The organism is Haloferax marinisediminis, assembly GCF_009674585.1.
Taxonomy (GTDB): Archaea; Halobacteriota; Halobacteria; order Halobacteriales; family Haloferacaceae; genus Haloferax; species Haloferax marinisediminis.
The window spans coordinates 2,087,649-2,105,046 of sequence record NZ_WKJP01000001.1 but is presented as its reverse complement, the minus strand read 5'-3'; the positions used below and the strand labels follow the sequence as shown (position 1 = coordinate 2,105,046).

Here is a 17,398-nt window from a genome sequence, read left to right as displayed (position 1 = left end):
CGACGGGCGTCTGAACCCGTTGGCCAGTCGTCTTTATTCGCCATCCTGCCGTAGTTTTACCACGATGACGGCCGAGGGTGAAATCCAACACAGAGGGACTGTTGGTGAGTTCGTCGACGACGTGTTCTGGAGTCCGCACGCGAATCCCCGGAGTGTCTGGGCGTTCGTGGCACTCTATCCCGTGTTCATTGCGGCGATTTACCGCCGAAGCCGGCCACTGTTGGCCGTGGCGCTCCTCTCGATCTTCGCGAACCTCGCCGTGGTCTCACCACCAGAGACAGACGACGCGTGGGCGACTCGCGTCGTCTTAGGCGAGCAGGTGTGGCTCGAACGTGGGTTGCTGTCCGAGACGGGTGCCGTCGGGATTACTGCACTCGGTGCGATGGCCAATCTGTACACGTTGCGTGCGGCCGTGAAACGTCAGCGGCTTCGAACAGCGGGTGGACTGTGTGTGTCGATGGTGTTCATGTTCGTGTTCTTCGACCGGATGGTGAAGTTGTACGATGCGGAGGGGTCAGTGAACTCGGAGTTGGAATCGCCCGCCGAGCGAACGCCGGTGAGCGAATAGTGAATCGTTCACCAACCAGCTACTGTTTATACACGTGACACGTTCTTTCGAACGATATGAGTCGGTGGAAACGAGGGGCCGTCGTCGTGTTTGTCGTTTTTATCGTCCTCGGCGGCGGTGCAGCACTCTACTTCTCGGTTCCGTATCACGGAACGCCGTCGTCGGTCCAAGAGGTCGTGGACGACCCACAGGTCTCCGTCGAGACGACAGATGGTGTCCACGTCCTCTCTCCCGTGAATGCCGACTCGACTGTTGGGCTCGTGTTCTATCCGGGTGGTCGTGTCGCTCCTGACGCCTACTACAGTACGTTCGCACCGGTGGTCAAACAGACGAACGTCACGGTGTTCATTCCGGAGATGCCACTCAACACTGCACTCCTCGACACCGATGCCGCTGCGACGATTCAGCGTCGCAACCCCGCGATTCAGACGTGGTTCGTCGGTGGTCATTCACTTGGGGGCGTTGCCGCCTGCCAGTACGCCAGTTCACACGAGGTACAGGGCCTCCTCCTGTTCGCATCCTACTGTAACGTGGACCTGAGCAACCAGTCGGTTGCTGTCCTGAGCGTCACCGGGAGCGCAGATACTGTCCTCGACCGCGAGAACTACCAAGCGGCGCAGGCACGATTACCACCGACCGCGACGAGCCACGAGGTTCAGGGGATGAACCACACGCAGTTCGGTTCGTATCGAGGCCAGCGCGGGGATTCGCCTGCTTCGATTTCGTACGACGAAGCGCATCGACGACTTGCTGAGGTTGTGGTTCCGTGGGTGGGTGGGTGAGGCGGGGGGCGCGTCCACAGCACTCGTTGGTGTGGAGTAGTCGAATCGAAGACTCGTCACGGGTGGACTCACGGGAAATCGGTACTAGACGAAGACCCACATTCCATCTACGGAGACGGGTCTCTGCGTAGGTTGGTTCGTCGAAGGAAGATGGGCGCTGCAGGATTGTGAACTACGCCCGAGAACCTGCGCTTCGCGCAGAACCCCGGTCTAATTCAAATCCTTCGCGGAGATGATTCTCCGCTCACGTTGTTCGCGGAAGAATCATGGGCGCTGCAGGATTTGAACCCACGGCAACTTGGTCCGAAGCCAAGCACTCTGTCCAGACTGAGCTAAGCGCCCTACATTCAATCGTGTGCTGCGGTCATGTTTAAATGAATTGATTCGCGGCGGCGACTCCGCGCGATTTATACGGGGCGTCCGAACACTACCCGGTATGTCTCTCGGAGCGCGGGCGAGCGGGTTCGTCGAACTCACCCGGCCAGGGAACGCGATCGCCGCGGGCGTCCTCACGTTCACGGGGGCGTTCGTCGCCGGCGCGACACTCAGCGACACCCTCGCAGTCGTCGCGGCTGTCCTCGCGACGGTCTTTGCGACGGGCGCAGGGAACGCGGTCAACGACTACTTCGACCGCGACATCGACCGCATCAATCGCCCGGACCGACCCATCCCACGTGGTGCAGTCACGGCGGCCGAAGCCAAGTGGTTCAGCGTCGCGCTGTTCGGCGGCGCCGTCGTGTCGGCGCTCGTACTCCCGCTCGTCGCCATCGCCATCGCAGTGGTGAACCTCGTCGCACTCCTCGCGTACACGGAGTTCTTCAAGGGACTCCCCGGAGTCGGAAACGTCGTCGTCGCTGCGCTCACGGGGTCGACGTTCCTGTTCGGTGGCGCAGCAATCGGCAACCCGCTGGGTGCGCTCGTCCTCTGTATCCTCGCCGCACTTGCGACGCTCACTCGTGAAATCGTCAAAGACGTCGAAGACATCGCCGGCGACAGAGAAGAGGGGCTTCGAACCCTCCCCATCGTGGTCGGTGAGCGACCGTCTCTCTGGTTAGGGGTCGCTGTCCTCGTCGTCGCCGTCGCTGCGAGTGCAGTTCCATTCCTCAACGGTGAGTTCGGACTCGCGTACCTCGGGTTGGTCGTTCCCGCCGACGGTGTGATGCTGGTCGCGTCGGCACAGTCGTTCGAGAACCCGAGTGTCGCCCAGCGCCGACTCAAACAAGGGATGCTCCTCGCCTCCTTCGCGTTCATCGTCGGCCGTGCGACGACACTCCTCGCCATCTGAGAACTATCGGATTATTTCATTGACAGGAAAGATGAGTGAAATATCCTCACACCAATCAAAAAGAATATTACCGGCTCACCGAATGGTCGTACTATCCGATGACCCCCGGCGAGCGGAAGCGTCATGCGTTAGTACACCTCGGAGTCGACCCTACTGAGCCGAGGTACTCGTATGTATGACCTTGGCTCGGAACTCGGCGTCGAGGTCGAGCCGGGGACGAATCTTCTGATTAGTGGCCCACCGCTGACTGGCAAGCGGTCGTTGGCTCTCGATATTCTCGCGGAGGGAACCGAACACGGTGAAGGTGCCATCATCGTCACGACGAAAGACGGGGCAGACCGCGTCCTCAAGGACTTCGCAAAACGGGTCGATTACGAAGACAAACCGGTGTCGGTCGTCGACTGCGTCACCAGACAACAGGGAGTCGGCGAAGTCCGCGACGACGACCGAATCAAGTACACCTCCTCGCCGGTCGATATGACTGGAATCGGAATCAAACTCTCCGAGGTGCTACAGGAGTACTACCAGGAGCGCGGCCTCGAGCAAAATCGCATCATGCTCCACTCACTGTCGACGCTCCTCATGTACGCCGACCTCCAGACCGTGTTCCGCTTCCTCCACGTCTTCACCGGTCGCATCCAGAGCGTCGGTGGACTGGGACTGTTCGCGATCGACGCGGACGCTCACGACGACCGAACGATGAACACCATCAAACAGCTGTTCGACGGTATCATCACGACCTACGAAGACGCAGAGCCGAGCGTTCGCCTCGCTAGCGACTGACGACGCAGGCCTACCGACGGTCGAGCGTCGCTCCAGCAGATATCGACGTCACGTGTGACTGCACGAGCGACGCACGCTCGCCCGAGTCTTTTAGCCACGAACCGCGTTCGTGTAGCTATGTCCATCACGAATACCGACGAACTTCGCGCAGTGCTCGACTACGAGACCATCGCAGTCGTCGGCTGTTCGGCCACGCCGGGGAAGGCCGCGCACGAGATTCCGGCGTACATGCAGCGCCACGGCTATCGAGTCATCCCGGTCAATCCGTATCACGACGAAGTTCTGGGAGAGAAGGCGTACGACTCGCTGGCAGACGTCGAAGAAGACGTCGACCTCGTCAACGTGTTCCGGCCGTCCAAGGAGGCGGGTGGTGTCGTCGACGCTGCAATCGAACGCGCAGCAACGCGCGGTGACGTCAACGCAGTCTGGCTCCAACTCGGTATCCGCGACGACGAGGCCGCAGCGCGGGCCAAAGAAGCAGGTCTCGAATTCGTCCAGGACCTGTGTTACAAGGTCGAACACGCCAGACTCGCCGTCTGACGACAGACTACCCGTGAGGTCGTCTTACCCTTCCCAGGAGTCGAAGTCGCCGTAGACGCCCTTCGAGAGGTATCGCTCTGACGAGTCGGGGAACACCGTCACGACAGAGTCGTACGGCAAGTCGAGTTCGCCGGCAGCAGCACGCTCGGCCACGTCGAGCGCAGCGAGACTGTTTGCTGCGGAACTGGACGCGACGAGGTGGCCCTCTTCTGTGGCGAGTCGTTGCATCTCAGCGTGCGTCTCACGGTCGCCGATTTGGACGATTTCGTCCACCAAATCGGGGTCGAACAACTCGTTCGTCGCGGGATTGTGCGTCCCGATACCCTCGGTCTTGTACGCACCCTCTTCGACGTCGCGGCCGTGAAGCGTCGAGTAGAGTGACCCCACGGGTTCGACGGCGGTGACGAACGTGGATTCGTGATTCTCGCGGCCGTAGCGGGCCATCCCCATCAGTGTTCCAGCGGTTCCACATCCGGCGACGAGGGCACCGACTTCGCCGTCGAGTGCGTCGTACACCTCTGGTGCCGTGGTCTCGTAGTGCGCTTCGGGGTTGAGCGGGTTGGAGAACTGCTGTGGGACGACAGCGTCGTCAAGTTCTTCGGCGAGTTGGTGTGCTCGGTCGATGGCCCCACCCATGCCGTCTTCGGTGGGCGTGTTCACGACGTCGGCGCCGAGGGCGCGCATGAGCGTCTGTTTCTCGACGCTGAATCGCTCGGGGACGACGAACACCGCACGGATGCCGAGTTGCCCTGCAGCGACGGCGAGGCCGATACCGGTGTTGCCGGCAGTCGGTTCGACGATGGTCCCACCCTCGGGCAAATCACCCGATTCGAGCATCCGTTCGAGCATGTACTTCCCGATGCGGTCTTTGACGCTCGCGCCGGGGTTGAACGACTCGAGTTTGGCGTAGACGGGAACCTCGTCGGGGGACGCGTGGACCCTGACGAGTGGTGTCTCGCCAACGGTGTCGAGCACCGAGTCGAGGGGTTCGCGGTGCGTGGTCATACTGGGGCAAATGTTGCCCCGTGTCCTGAACGTTATCATCCTGCCGCGGGGTGGGCAGAAAACAGTCCCTTACTCTTCGGTCGTCTCGGTGTCGTCGGACGCCGATTCGTCCGATTCGTCCGATTCGGCCGGTTCTTCGGCTTCGGCGATGTGTGCGTTTGCGATGACCGCGTCGGTGTCGATGTCCTGCTCTTTGGCGATTGCTTCGAGAATCGCCCGTTGCTCGGCGTTTTCGGCTTCGAGTCGGTCGACGCGTTGCTTCGTCTCGCCGACAGTCTCACGGACTTCGACGATTTGCTCTCGAAGTTCGTTGAGCTTCTTGTAGACGTCTTCGGCCATCTCTGCGACTTTCTGGAGTTTCTTCGCAGTGCCTCCGATTCCCATGTGTCGCCCGTTGAACTCCGGGCTTGTACGCCTTCCGGTGCAACGTCACAGGTCTGTCCGCGATACGACCTCCGAATCGGCCCGACGAGTCACCCGAGTTCGTTCGGGTCGGCACCGTCGACGACGACACGCAGGCCGAGAAGCGAGACGAGTCCGACGACGACGAGGCCAATCACGGCGAGATAGGCGTCGAGGCCTGCAGTGCCGAGTGCCAATCGGGCCGCAGTGTTCGCGGGGTTGAGCGGGAGGAGCGACGTTCCCGCGAAGACGAGGAGAACGCCGAGTGAGTAGAGGAGTTGTGCAATCCGGCGGTCGGGTGCCGTAATCGCGACTGTCGCACCGAGCGTGACGACGACTGCTGTGAGACCGGTGACCATCCCGAACAACCACGTGATGTTGTCGATTCCGGTACCGTTCAGTTGCAAGAGGAGCATCCACGCCACCGCCTGAATCGGTGCCAGTCCGCCGGCTGCGAGGAGTTTACCGTCGACGACGGCCGAGAAGCTCACGGGGGCGACGCGAAGAAGTTCGAGTGTCCCTCTGGCGACTTCTTCGGTGAGCGAGTCCACGACGAGTGACCCTGCGATGAACACAGGGAGGAACAACAGGAGCGGGACGAGCACCGTGTAGGTGAAGCTGAAGTACGGACTCGACTCCGTCGCCGGTGGGACCGGAAGCGGGTTCGTCGTCAGGAACTCGCTCCGCTGGGAACGCTCGGTCCGTTCCAGTGCGCGAAGTGCGTCGCGCAGGCGGACGACGACGGCAGTCGTCTCCACACCCGAGTCGGGAGCGATTGCGACGAGTTGGACTCGCCCATCAGGCCCAGTTGACGCCTCTACGACCGCGTCTACCTGGCGCTCCTCGAAGGCCGTCATCGCGGCGTCGGTCGACGCGTACGGACGTGCAGTGAGACCAGACTCGCTGCTCACCGCCCGGAGCAGGTCGTTTGCATCTTCACCGCCAGTGACCGCGACGTCAACCTGATAGGTCCCTGCACCGGGGTCGTACAGCGAGACGAGGCCGACGACGAGGAACGACGAGAACGCCGCCACGAACAGTTGAATGGCGAGCGCGAGGACGATTGTCTTCTCCTTTCGCAGACTGCCGAGTTCACGCCGTGCGATGGTGAATCGTGGATTACCCAAGGTGCGCCACCACCTGTAAGTTGTAGACGACGTGGATTCCAATCGCCCCGACGAGTGCGAGGCCGTACGCCGATTTCCCCCGTCTGGCACCGAGTGCGGTCACGCTGGCCGTCACCGCGTGAAGGACGAGTGGTGCGACGAGCAACCCTGCGGCGGTGGCGAGACCGATGCCGGAAGGAGCGAACGCCGCCTGACCCAACGTGAGCGACGGCAGTCCAACGAGTTGGACGATGGCGGTGAACTTCTCGCCGAGGAAGAATCCGAGTCCGGAGAGGCCACCGAGGAGGAGCGAGATACGAACCGTCCGTGCGAATCTGGCTTTCTCGAAGGCGGCGTACACGTGGAGGCTCTTGGCGAGTTCTTCGATGACGGCGACGGCGACGAGGACGAGCGGCACCGTCACGTCCACTGGGAGGACGAACAGCACGGCGATAGCGAGGAGTTCGGCGATGAAGACGAACGGAATCGACAACGCCGAGAGGGTCGCAATCGACCGCGGGCGCGAGATACGGCTGTCGAGCGCGTCGAGGAACTTGAGCGGCACCGACCGCTGGGTGAACATGTCCTCTTCGCGGTAGACGCCGGTTCCGAGGAGGAACAAGACGAGTGCAGCGAGGAGAATCGGCCCGGTAGAGAACGCGAAGTCACCGAGTGAGATCGCGTCGCCGCCGAGGTCACGGACCACGAGCGTCAACGGCGAGATGAGCGCAATCGGCGTCACGTTCGTGAAGATTGCTGGAACGAAGGTGTACGTCGTCAAGAACACCGAGACGGTGACCGTCACGAAAGTGAGTTCCTTGAACGAGCGCGCGAACATCGCCCCGACGAACGTCGACGAGAGGAACAGCAACCCGATGGGAATGACGGCGGCAACAGAGACGGGACCACCGCCGATGGCCGCGGCGATGGCGACGGTGATTCCGACCATCCCTGCGAGGTACGGAAGGGTCTTCCCAGCGACGATGTCGCCCGGTGAGATGGGCGCGACGAGTAAGAGTTCACCGCGGCGATTCACACGTTCGTTGAGGATGCTCGACCCGTATGCCTGAATCACGAAGTTCATCGGGACGAGGAAGGCGAACGCGAGGACGAGCGAGGCGAAGGGGAACGGCGGATTGATACTCGCCGGAGAACCGCTCGTGTCGCCACCGAATATTTCCGCCATCCCGCCGAGCGACGAAGTGCCGATTCTGTCGTCGTCAGCGGCCGCAGCGTCGGACGAGTCCACTCCAGTTCCGGCCGACTCGTCGTCCGTGTCTGCAGACGAGGCACCTCCGTCAGCGGTTCCCGACGAGTCACCGGTCCCGCCGAGAGTGCCAGACCCGTCGTTCCCCCCACCGTCGACTCTGCTCCCTGCAGGAACCAACGCGCCACGGTCTCGGTACTGGAGGTTCACGACGACCGGAAACGCCGCAGATTGGTTCGGTTCGCGTGCCATCTGGCGTTCGTTGTACGACTGAACTGCCTCACGGAACGCCCGGTACGCTGCCTGACTGGACTGTGAGTTGGTGTTGAGGGAGATGTGTGTCTCGCTGACGACGAGTTCGACGTTCCGGTCCGATATCGGCCGCGGTTCGAGGACCGACGACTGCTCGACTGCGTCGTAGTACGGACTATCGGCCGCGATGCCGACGCGGTAGAGATTCTGGTCGAGGGCGACACCGCTTCCAACTGCACCCGCGGCGATGCCGGCGGCGACGAGCGCAGCGACCAGACCGAGTGCGATGGTTTTGCGGTCGACGGTCCCAGCAGACCGCGAGACTTCCCATTGGGCGATACGCGCGACTGCCCGCAGATGCGAGACGAGACGGGTTCGAACGTCACCGACTCGGCTCTCCGACGGGTCTCGACGGTCCGAATTGCGGTCGGTCACGACCGCCCGCGACCCCCTTCGGCGGCGCTCGTCGTGGGCGACTCGCGCGCGAGACGGAGGAAGATATCTTCGAGTGATGCTTCGTCGGTTCGGATGTCAGAGACGCGCCCACCGGCGGATTCGGCCGCTTCACGGAGTGTTTCGACGGCCGCCATGTCGGCGACTTCCGCGACGAATCGGTCGCCTTCGGGTGTCGTCGCTGGATGGTCGTCAGTCGCTGGAAGTTCGACCGTCGTGTAGACGTGGTAGGTCGTCTCGCCGTGTTCTGCGCGAATCTCTGGGACCGTTCCACGGGCGATTATCTCACCACGGTTGAGGATGACGACCCGGTCACAGACCGACTCGACGTGGAACAGGTTGTGGGCGCTGAAGACGACGGTCTTACCTTCGTCACGGAGTTCGCGGACGAATTCGAGGACGACGTTCGTCGTCAACGGGTCGAGTCCGCTCGCGGGTTCGTCGTAGATGAGCAAGTCGGGGTCGTTGACGAGCGACCGGGCGATTGCCACCTTGCGCTTCATCCCTTTCGACATGTCGCCGAGGCGCCTGTCGCGGTATTCGAGGTCCAGTCTGTCGAGGACTTCGCCGGTTCGCTCGTCGGCGACGTCGCGGGGAACGTCGTAGAGGTCTGCGAAGAATCGGAGGTACGACCGGGGTGTCATATCCTCGTACAGCGGCGACTCCTCGGGGAGGAAGCCGAGTTTTCGACGCATCTCGGGGTCTTCGGGGTCGAACCCGAGCACCTCCGCCGTACCGGAGGTGGGTTCGACGAGTCCGGCGAGCATCTTCAGAGTCGTCGTCTTGCCCGCGCCGTTGGGACCGACGATGCCGAACACCTCGCCCGACTCGACCGAGAAATCACTGCCCACGACGGCGGGGAAGTCGCCGTAGGTCTTTCGGAGGTTCTCGACCGTTATCATTGGCAGACCTTCACGCGGGATGGAATAAAAGGGTTCGCGCGCGATTTCAAAACTGAGAGCGTTCCTCTCTGTGGGACAACAGCTTCGTCTCTCGGAATCCAATGGACGAACATGCCCGCTGACGACTACCTCACACCGACGTTCGTCCTCTTCGTCGGGGGCTTCGTCGCCGCTATCTTCTTCTTCGGTGCGGTTCTCGCCTACGTCGCCAGCGGCGGCGTGGAGGCGGTAACAGGGTTGGCACTGGGATTGGCTGGAATTGGCGGCTTGTTTCTGGCGGTCGGCGTCGTCGGTGCTGGCGTGCTCCGCTACTGGAAAAAGTCGTAGCCAGCGGTTCTGTTCAGCGTCTCTCGACGGACACCTATTCGTACTCGTAGAACCCTTTGCCCGTCTTCTTGCCGAGGTCACCGGCGGCGACCTTACGCTTGAGCAGGTAGGCAGGCTTGTAGCGGTCGCCGAGTTCCTCGAAGAGCGTCTCTGACGCGTCCAGACAGATGTCGAGACCGATGTGGTCGGCGAGCGTGAGCGGCCCCATCGGGACGTTCGTGCCCAGCGTCATGCCGCGGTCGATGTCCTCCTTCGAGGCGACACCCTCGTCGTAGGCGCGGATGCCTTCGTTCAACCACGGCATGAGGATGCGGTTGGTGACGAAGCCGGGTTTGTCGTCGGACTCCCACGTCTCCTTGCCGAGGTCCTCAGAGAACTCGTGGGCGAACTCGACGACGGCAGGGTCGGTCTTCTCGCCACGGACGACTTCGACGCCTTTCATGATGGGAACCGGGTTCATGAAGTGCAGGCCGACGACCTGTTCTGGTCGGTCTGTGGCCGAGGCGATGGTCGTAATCGAGAGCGTACTCGTGTTCGTCCCGAGAATCACGTCCTCGGGGAGGAGGTCGTCGAGATCTGCGAAGATAGACTGTTTGATGTCCATGTTCTCGACGGCCGCTTCGACGACGAAGTCACAGTCTGCGAGTGCGTCGAAGTCGGTCGTGCCCGTGATGCGGTCTTTGGTCGCCTCGGCCTCGGACTCACTCAGTTTGTCCTTCGAGACGAACCGCGAGAGACTGTTCTCGATGGCCGAGAGCCCGCGTTCGACGTACTCCGATTCGAGGTCACGCATGACTACGTCGTACCCCGACATAGCCGCGACCTGTGCGATTCCGTTGCCCATCGTCCCAGCGCCGACGACGCCAACCGTGTCGATATCGTTCATGCCGCGCATACGCTGGACTCCGTAAGGGGGTAAGGTAAAACTTGCCGACCCATCGAAAATAATGACAAATTCGTGACTTTCACGGAAACAGTCAAGTTACGGCCCTGACTGGTGACATGCAACGGTGACTGGCGAGAACGACACGGGCAAACGCGACGACGACGCCGCCGAGGAGCTCCCAACGGACACTGAGGAATCGAGCGAGGCGCACCCAACGAACACTGACGAGGCGATAGAGCATCTGCTCAAACCGCATGCAGAGTCTGAAACTGACCCCGTCCCCGTCGAACTCCAGGACCTGAAGTTCATCGGGCCGGCGACAGAGGACTTGCTGGAATCGTCAGATATCGACGTCGAATCGATCGTCGACGGCGAGGTGTGCTATCGCGACCTCGTCCAAGCAGGCGTGAACCCCGGTGTCGCTGCCAAGATTCGCCGGTGGCACTCACTCGCGTGGTCGTTCAACTCGGGGGACGACTTGGACCGCCGGTCGTCTCAAGTTCGTGGATTGGGCGACGACGAACGCGCGTGGGTCGCAGCGAGTTCTGGCAACTGGGACGCCGACGACGAAAAGGAATCCGGCGACTGGACACCGACTGGAACCTCGGACCAGTCGACCACCTCGTCGAACGAGAGTCCGACTCGGGACGGAGATTGGACACCGTCTGGGTCGACGTCGGGAGGCGAACGGCAGACGCAGTCGGGCGACTGGACACCGACTGGTGAAACGGGCACAGCCAAAGAGCAACCCAACCAGCGTGGTGACTGGACGCCACGCGGCCGTTCTGGAACATCCGCCGACGGGTCTGGTGACGCCGTCGCCGCCGAAGCGGCGTGGCGTGAGCGGTCGAAACCGACGCCGCTCACGACGCTCGAAGGTGTGGACGAAGACGACGCCGAACTCCTCGCCGAAGCAGGCGTTCGCTCGGTCCGCCGACTCGCGACGTCGGACCCAGAGCACGTCGCAGATGCGCTCCAAATCGACGAAGCGACCATCCGCGAGTGGAAATCGCAAGCACGCGATGCCACGAAGTGACCGACCTGCGACCACCGACTCTGTAGCCGAATATTTACTATTTGAGTAGTAAGTTGAATTCGGTTCAAAATTACACGCAAGATTCGGTTATGAACTCCCTAATGCCCAAATTCGGCATCCTACCCACACTCCACTGAGGCAGAGTCTTTAAATATCTGGTTACACGATTTTGAACCAGATGATGTCCGGCGCCGACACGACCGTCGTCCCCCCGCAGACGACCTCCACGTCTTCGATTGCCCCTGGTCCGGGTTCCCGTCTCTACGGGCCCGAGTCGCGAACACGTCACAGTTCCGCCGGGAGGTGTCTGTGATGGCGACCAAAGACGTCAACACCGCGAGTTCTGCACGCGACGTACGCACCATCGACGAAGTCGTCGAGGTCATCGCGACCACTGCTCCCGAGATTCGCACGGGACTCCCAAGTCGCCGTGTCGCGGCCGAAGACCAGAACCCGAGCGGCGAGACGCAGATGGCTGCAGACATCTGGGCAGACGAACTCCTCTGTGAACGAATCGGCGCTCTGGAAGGCGTCGGTGAGTACGCCAGTGAGGAACGACCCGAGTCTATCGACGTCGGCAACGGCCCGCTCTCTGTCGCGCTCGACCCCCTCGATGGCTCGTCGAACCTGAAGCCCAACAACACCGTTGGCACTATCTTCGCCGTCTACGACGCGCCGCTGCCGGCACACGGCCGCGATATCGTCGCCGCAGGCTACGTCCTCTACGGACCGGTGATGACGATGATCGTCGCCCGTGACGGCAGTGTCGACGAACACATCATATACGACGACGCGAGCTACGAACTCGTTCGCGAGGACATCTCGCTCCCCGAGAACGGAAGCGTCTACGGGTTCGGCGGACGCGTCCCCGACTGGACCGACGAGTTCGAGGCGTTCGCTCGTGAGGTCGAACAGGACGACTCCCGAAAGCTCCGCTACGGCGGGTCGATGATCGGCGACGTGAACCAGATTCTCACCTACGGCGGCATCTTCAGTTATCCTGCACTCGAGTCCGCCCCAGAGGGCAAACTGCGCGTCCAGTTCGAAGGCTACCCAATCGGCTACGTCCTCGAAACTGCGGGTGGCGCCTCGTCCGACGGGACGAAGTCGCTTCTCGACGTCGACAAGGACGAGCTCCACGCCCGCACACCAGTCTACATCGGCAACTCGGACCTCGTAGCCAAACTCGAAGCGGCGTTAGAATAACTCCCAGCCGAAGCGGCGCTGAACTACCGACCGAGTTCGTTTTCGACTGCGCTCACGAGTCTCGTAGCCGTCGGGTTCGCTGCCTCTGCGAGTGTTCGGGCGGCGACGTAGTGGGCGTACGTCTGTGTCGCAAACTTAGTGGTTCGGGCCCCGGTTCTCCGCGCTTCGTTGGCGACGTTCTCCAGGTCACGGTCACCACGCACTGCTTCGAACTGTGCCTGTCGAACACAGGTTTGCTCGACGGGGCCACCGACGTTCGAACGCGACTGCTGGAGTGCCTCGATAGTTGCACGCCGAGACGAGACCAGTGCCTCGCTCAACTCTGGAACCGACAGCGCGTCAGTGTCGAGTAAGTCCCGGGCAGTGAGTCGTTGCAGTCGCCATCGAAGGTTCGAGAGCGCCGTCGCCGGACGGTCCGCGCCGAGCGCGTCTCGAACGTCGCGCGGTGGCCTGACGGACAGTTCGTCGAGTACCTCGTGGACGACCCATGGCCGGTCGTCCGCGGCCAGTGTCACCGATTCGATGTCTGCCTCGGTCGTTTCGAGGAGGCTCCGCGCCGCGGCGGCAATCGGGTCTCGAAGTGAAGGTGTCCCTTCGAAGACGTTCTCGCGTTGCCCGCTGATGACGGCGTATGCGTCCGCGAGCGCCGCACGGGCGTGTGCGACTTCGGCCGCAGCAGCGGTGAACAGTCGAGCGCGTTTCTCGTCGTCGTCGGTGCTGTCGACGCCGTCCAGTGCCCGGTCGACCGATTCGGGCGAGGACGCCGCTTCGAACAGAAGATTCTCAGACTCACCGGCGACGTAGATGCCGACCGGAATCGTCGTCGCCCGATACTCAACGTCTGTCCACGAACGGGTGAGCACACGACTGAGGTCGGTGGCTTGCTCCCTCAGCCCGGCAGTCTCCATCGCTCCCACGGCGGCATCGAGCCATCCGTGACCTTTTCCGAACGTAGTTCGTGCCTCTCGAATCCGCCGCATCGCGTCGGTGGACTGTTGCTGGGTGCTCTCAGAGATGGCTGCCCGACCCCACTTCAAGTGGTTCGACGCTCGCTCGACGGAGGGACTGTCCGGTGAGACGTCGTCGGGAAGCGAGGACAGACGGTCCGCGAGTGCCGACGCGCTTCGTTGGGCGGTGCCACGTGCGCTCCCGAGGTAGCCCTCGGGGAGCGGAAGGCCAGCCGGTGGGACTCGTGTAATCGGGTCTTCCAGCGCTGCTTCGAGTGCCGCCGTGTCGTAATTATGGCGGCCGAGACAGCCGGAAACGCTTGCGAAAACGGCGGCACCTGTCGCGTGGAGGAACGCCCGCCGAGAGGGAGTCGATGGAGGGGACACGCATCGAGTGTCAGTCAGTCGATGCCTATCAGTTTCGGATAGGTGGCAAATCGTGCATGGAAAACCATTTTGAATACGGTGCCACATCCCAACGTATGAAGGTCAGAATCGGCGACGGCGCGACTGGCGAAGAGGCCGAAGCCATCGCGAGCGCCCTGGCGCGGCATCTCGCAACGGACGTAGACGTGTTCGTCGGTGACGGCGAGGAATCTGTCGCGAACGCCGAACCACCCGCAGACACCTTCCCGCTCGACGACGACATGGAACCGACCGAGCGAGAGGAGAAACTCCGAGAGGAGATTGCCGACATCCTCGGGGGCGGTCCACAGAAGTACAAAGACCGACTTCCCGAATCGGGCAAACTGTTCGTCCGTGACCGCCTCGACCTCTGGTTCCCGGACGGGTTAAAGTTCGAAGACGGCAAGTTCGCTAACTTCGACTCGTGGCACGAGAACTCACCCGAAGTCGACGAAGGAGACCCGAACACGCGACTGCCGGGCGACGGCCTCCTCACCGGTGCCGCCGAGTTCGACGGTCGTGACCTCCATTTCATGGCCAACGACTTCACCGTGAAAGCGGGGTCGATGGCCCGTCGCGGCGTCGAGAAGTTCCTTCGGATGCAACAGCGTGCCCTCAAGACTGGCAAACCGGTGTTGTATCTGATGGACTCCTCAGGGGGACGCATCGACCAACAGTCTGGCTTCTTCGCTAACCGCGAGGGTATCGGGAAGTACTACTACAACCACTCGATGCTCTCGGGATACGTCCCTCAGATTTGTGTCCTCTACGGCCCGTGTATCGCCGGCGCGGCGTATACACCTGTCTTCGCCGACTTCACCGTCATGGTCGAGGGTATGTCCGCGATGGCTATCGCCTCACCGCGCATGGTGAAGATGGTCACCGGCGAGGAGATTTCGATGCAGGACCTCGGTGGCGCGCAGATGCACGCCCAAGAGTCCGGAAGCGCCGACCTCGTCGCCCGCGACGAAGAACACGCCCGCGAACTCGTCTCCCAACTCATCACGTACCTCCCGGACAAGGCCGGCGAGAAACCACCGCGGTCGGAACCGAAGCCCCCTCGCTTCTCTCCGGACGGCATCGACGAACTCATTCCCGAGTCGCCGAACCGCCCCTACGACGTTCACGACCTGATAGAGCGCATCGTCGACGCCGAGTCGGTCTTCGAACTGAAACCCGACTACGGGAAGGAGATTGTCACCACGTTCGCCAAAATCGACGGTCGGCCGGTCGGCATCGTCGCCAACCAACCGACAGAGCGCTCGGGTGCCATCTTCCCCGACGCCGCCGAGAAGGCCGCCGAGTTCATCTGGACGTGTGACGCCTACGAGATTCCACTGCTGTACCTCTGTGACACGCCGGGATTCATGGCCGGGTCGCAAGTCGAGAAAGACGCAATCTTGGAGAAGGGTAAGAAGTTCATCTACGCGACGTCGTCCGCGACGGTGCCGAAACAGACCGTCATCGTGCGCAAAGCCTACGGCGCAGGTATCTACGCGATGGGTGGCCCCGCCTACGACCCAGACAGTGTCATCGCACTCCCGTCGGGCGAAATCGGCATCATGGGCCCGGAGGCCGCCATCAACGCAGTCTACGCGAACAAACTCGCGGCCATCGACGACCCAGACGAACGAAAGACGCGCGAAGACGAACTCCGCGAGGAGTACCGCGAAGACATCGACGTCCACCGGATGGCGAGCGAAGTCGTCATCGACGAGATCGTCCCGCCGTCGTCGCTCCGTGACGAACTCGTCAACCGCTTCGAGTTCTACGCCTCTGTCGAGAAGTCGTTACCAGACAAGAAGCACGGAACGATTCTCTGAGTTAATCCTCTGTTTTTTCGACGGGAAACTTCTCGATAATTGGCCTATGCAGTCGATACTGAGGTAGACGGCGCCCGATTGGAGGTGTATCGCACTCTGGTGCACCTACAATGAGTCATGGAACCCCGCAGGTCGACACGCCCTCCTCCACCATCTCGCACATCCTCACTGACGACCACATCCTGTGGGTCGTGACTATGCTGGCGTTGGTACTCGACGTGCTGACCACACTGTACGGACTCGGCCGCGGACTGGCGGAACTGAACCCAGTCGTTCTCGCGTTCATCCCGACCCTGGGAGTCGTCGGGTCGCTCCTCTTCTTGAAAGTCGTCGTCCTGACCGTCGCGCTCGTGGCGTGGGTGAGTCTCCCGAAACGCTACCGAGCAGCGATACCCATCGGCGTCGCCGTTCCGTGGGGCATCGCCGGCCTCATGAACACCCAGCTCATCCTCGTCACGCTGTTCGGGTAGTCCGGGTGAGCGAATCGACCAAGACAGCCCACGCCAGCGCTGCGAGGCCGATGTCGCGAGCGAGCACGTCACCGAATAAGCCCCCTTCGAGGACGAACACGACTGCGAGGTAGAGACAGGTCGCAGTGAGTGAAACGGCCGCAACGGCGCTCGCGAACGTGGTGTACCTGTCGGCGACGATGGCCGCGCCGAACCCGAGTTCCAACACCCCATTGAGGAGCATGAACGAGACGGGCGAGACGACGAGGAACGGTACGAGCCAGTCGACGACGTACACCGTCCACGCGAGTGGGTCGAGGAGTTTGTGAACACCAGCAGCGAACACCATCGACCCGAGGCCGACTCGGGCGATGGCTACCGGTCGGGGGGCGCGAGACGCGACCATCGAGAGGCGAGTAGAGAGGGCAGCGACATCCATGACTGACCTAGTGACGCCGGAAAGAAAGCGGTACGGATGGAATCGGTACAGCTGCGTCGAGGGAGTGAGACCGTCGGCCGAGTTACTCGGACTCGACGTTCGCTTTCTTCAACGAGAGTGCAGTTCGCTCGAACTCGCAGACGAGGTCGTCGTCTTGGTTGAACACTTCGAGTTTCATCGTCACGACACCGCGTTCGCCGTCGGAGGTCTCACGCTTGTCGAGGACTGTCGTCTGCGCGCAGAGCGTGTCGCCGTGGAACACCGGGTTTGGATGCGAGACGTCGTCGTAACTGAGGTTGGCTACGATAGTCCCGTCAGTGGTGTCGGGAATCGAGAGACCGACCGCGAGACTCATCGTGTAGAGGCCGTTGACCAGTCGTTCGCCGAACTGCGTCTGCGACGCGAACTGCTCGTCGAGATGCAGCGGTTGCTGGTTCATCGTCATATCACAGAACTGCTGGTTGTCCGACTCCGAGACGGTACGGCGCTTCTCGTGTTCGATGGTCTGGCCGACTTCGAACTCCTCGTAGTACAGACCGGTCATGTCCGAGGTTGTGTAAGACCATGATAAAATCGTGCCGGTCGAACACCGTCC

The 17,398-nt window shown here is 61.9% G+C and carries 19 protein-coding genes and 1 tRNA gene; 10 read left to right on the top strand and 10 right to left on the bottom strand.

Translation table 11 applies throughout. The annotated features are described in order from the left end of the window. The first annotated feature begins 64 nt into the window (after positions 1–64). Both GJR98_RS10910 and GJR98_RS10905 read left to right on the top strand, forming a co-directional pair. A complete protein-coding gene (locus GJR98_RS10910) occupies positions 65–568 on the top strand; it encodes a DUF6653 family protein (protein ID WP_151138354.1) in 504 nt (167 codons plus the stop codon). 56 nt (positions 569–624) lie between these two features. Next, the gene (locus tag GJR98_RS10905) at positions 625–1,350 is read left to right on the top strand and encodes an alpha/beta hydrolase (protein WP_151138351.1); all 726 of its coding nucleotides are present in this window, start codon (positions 625–627) and stop codon (positions 1,348–1,350) included. A gap of 267 nt (positions 1,351–1,617) precedes the next feature. Here GJR98_RS10905 and GJR98_RS10900 read toward each other — a convergent pair. Next, positions 1,618–1,692, bottom strand: a tRNA-Arg gene (locus GJR98_RS10900). A gap of 94 nt (positions 1,693–1,786) precedes the next feature. Here GJR98_RS10900 and GJR98_RS10895 point away from each other — a divergent pair. From GJR98_RS10895 to GJR98_RS10885, 3 genes are all read left to right on the top strand, one after another. Further along, positions 1,787–2,635, top strand: a complete 849-nt coding sequence (locus GJR98_RS10895; RefSeq protein WP_151138348.1) for a geranylgeranylglycerol-phosphate geranylgeranyltransferase — start codon at positions 1,787–1,789, stop codon at positions 2,633–2,635. 171 nt (positions 2,636–2,806) lie between these two features. Further along, positions 2,807–3,418, top strand: coding sequence for an RAD55 family ATPase (locus tag GJR98_RS10890; protein WP_151138345.1), 612 nt, complete (start codon positions 2,807–2,809; stop codon positions 3,416–3,418). Between the two features lie 117 nt (positions 3,419–3,535). Next, complete coding sequence (locus tag GJR98_RS10885; RefSeq protein ID WP_151138342.1) at positions 3,536–3,958, top strand: CoA-binding protein; 423 nt, start codon at positions 3,536–3,538, stop codon at positions 3,956–3,958. Positions 3,959–3,982: 24 nt separating this feature from the next. Here the strand turns inward: GJR98_RS10885 and GJR98_RS10880 are convergent, their stop codons facing one another. The 5 genes from GJR98_RS10880 to GJR98_RS10860 all read right to left on the bottom strand — a co-directional run bounded on the left by GJR98_RS10880 (position 3,983) and on the right by GJR98_RS10860 (position 9,285). Next, positions 3,983–4,963, bottom strand: a complete 981-nt coding sequence (locus GJR98_RS10880) for a PLP-dependent cysteine synthase family protein (protein ID WP_151138340.1) — start codon at positions 4,961–4,963, stop codon at positions 3,983–3,985. Positions 4,964–5,032: 69 nt separating this feature from the next. Further along, a complete protein-coding gene (locus GJR98_RS10875; protein WP_151138337.1) occupies positions 5,033–5,347 on the bottom strand; it encodes a DUF5798 family protein in 315 nt (104 codons plus the stop codon). An 89-nt stretch (positions 5,348–5,436) separates the two neighbouring features. Continuing rightward, entirely contained in the window at positions 5,437–6,492 is a 1,056-nt protein-coding gene (locus GJR98_RS10870; protein ID WP_151138335.1) for an ABC transporter permease, read from the bottom strand. Further along, complete coding sequence (locus GJR98_RS10865) at positions 6,485–8,365, bottom strand: ABC transporter permease (RefSeq protein WP_151138332.1); 1,881 nt, start codon at positions 8,363–8,365, stop codon at positions 6,485–6,487. Before GJR98_RS10865 ends, GJR98_RS10870 begins: the two co-directional genes overlap by 8 nt. Then, entirely contained in the window at positions 8,362–9,285 is a 924-nt protein-coding gene (locus GJR98_RS10860; protein WP_151138330.1) for an ABC transporter ATP-binding protein, read from the bottom strand. Before GJR98_RS10860 ends, GJR98_RS10865 begins: the two co-directional genes overlap by 4 nt. A gap of 111 nt (positions 9,286–9,396) precedes the next feature. Here GJR98_RS10860 and GJR98_RS10855 point away from each other — a divergent pair, with 111 nt between their 5' ends. Continuing rightward, the gene (locus GJR98_RS10855; RefSeq protein ID WP_151138328.1) at positions 9,397–9,612 is read left to right on the top strand and encodes a hypothetical protein; all 216 of its coding nucleotides are present in this window, start codon (positions 9,397–9,399) and stop codon (positions 9,610–9,612) included. Positions 9,613–9,646: 34 nt separating this feature from the next. On the opposite strand, the gene GJR98_RS10850 is transcribed toward GJR98_RS10855, so the two are convergent. Then, positions 9,647–10,507 carry a 3-hydroxyacyl-CoA dehydrogenase family protein gene (locus tag GJR98_RS10850; protein ID WP_151138325.1) on the bottom strand — a complete coding sequence of 287 codons (861 nt, stop codon included), beginning with the start codon at positions 10,505–10,507 and terminating at the stop codon, positions 9,647–9,649. Positions 10,508–10,622: 115 nt separating this feature from the next. Here GJR98_RS10850 and GJR98_RS10845 point away from each other — a divergent pair, with 115 nt between their 5' ends. Then, on the top strand, positions 10,623–11,534 hold the full coding sequence (locus tag GJR98_RS10845) for a helix-hairpin-helix domain-containing protein (protein ID WP_151138323.1): 912 nt from the start codon (positions 10,623–10,625) through the stop codon (positions 11,532–11,534). Between the two features lie 312 nt (positions 11,535–11,846). Continuing rightward, positions 11,847–12,740, top strand: a complete 894-nt coding sequence (locus tag GJR98_RS10840) for a class 1 fructose-bisphosphatase (RefSeq protein ID WP_151138320.1) — start codon at positions 11,847–11,849, stop codon at positions 12,738–12,740. A 23-nt stretch (positions 12,741–12,763) separates the two neighbouring features. Here the strand turns inward: GJR98_RS10840 and GJR98_RS10835 are convergent, their stop codons facing one another. Then, the gene (locus GJR98_RS10835) at positions 12,764–14,074 is read right to left on the bottom strand and encodes a hypothetical protein (protein WP_151138318.1); all 1,311 of its coding nucleotides are present in this window, start codon (positions 14,072–14,074) and stop codon (positions 12,764–12,766) included. A 95-nt stretch (positions 14,075–14,169) separates the two neighbouring features. Between GJR98_RS10835 and GJR98_RS10830 the strand changes: the two genes are divergently transcribed. Both GJR98_RS10830 and GJR98_RS10825 read left to right on the top strand, forming a co-directional pair. After that, entirely contained in the window at positions 14,170–15,915 is a 1,746-nt protein-coding gene (locus GJR98_RS10830) for an acyl-CoA carboxylase subunit beta (RefSeq protein ID WP_151138312.1), read from the top strand. Positions 15,916–16,025: 110 nt separating this feature from the next. Then, complete coding sequence (locus tag GJR98_RS10825; RefSeq protein WP_151138309.1) at positions 16,026–16,385, top strand: DUF5658 family protein; 360 nt, start codon at positions 16,026–16,028, stop codon at positions 16,383–16,385. On the opposite strand, the gene GJR98_RS10820 is transcribed toward GJR98_RS10825, so the two are convergent. Both GJR98_RS10820 and GJR98_RS10815 read right to left on the bottom strand, forming a co-directional pair. Continuing rightward, entirely contained in the window at positions 16,369–16,803 is a 435-nt protein-coding gene (locus GJR98_RS10820) for a DoxX family membrane protein (RefSeq protein WP_151138307.1), read from the bottom strand. The two genes, GJR98_RS10825 and GJR98_RS10820, sit on opposite strands and share 17 nt — an antisense overlap. An 82-nt stretch (positions 16,804–16,885) precedes the next feature. Further along, positions 16,886–17,347: a MaoC family dehydratase gene (locus GJR98_RS10815; protein WP_151138305.1), complete on the bottom strand. Its 462-nt coding sequence runs from the start codon at positions 17,345–17,347 to the stop codon at positions 16,886–16,888. Positions 17,348–17,398 lie beyond the last annotated feature (51 nt).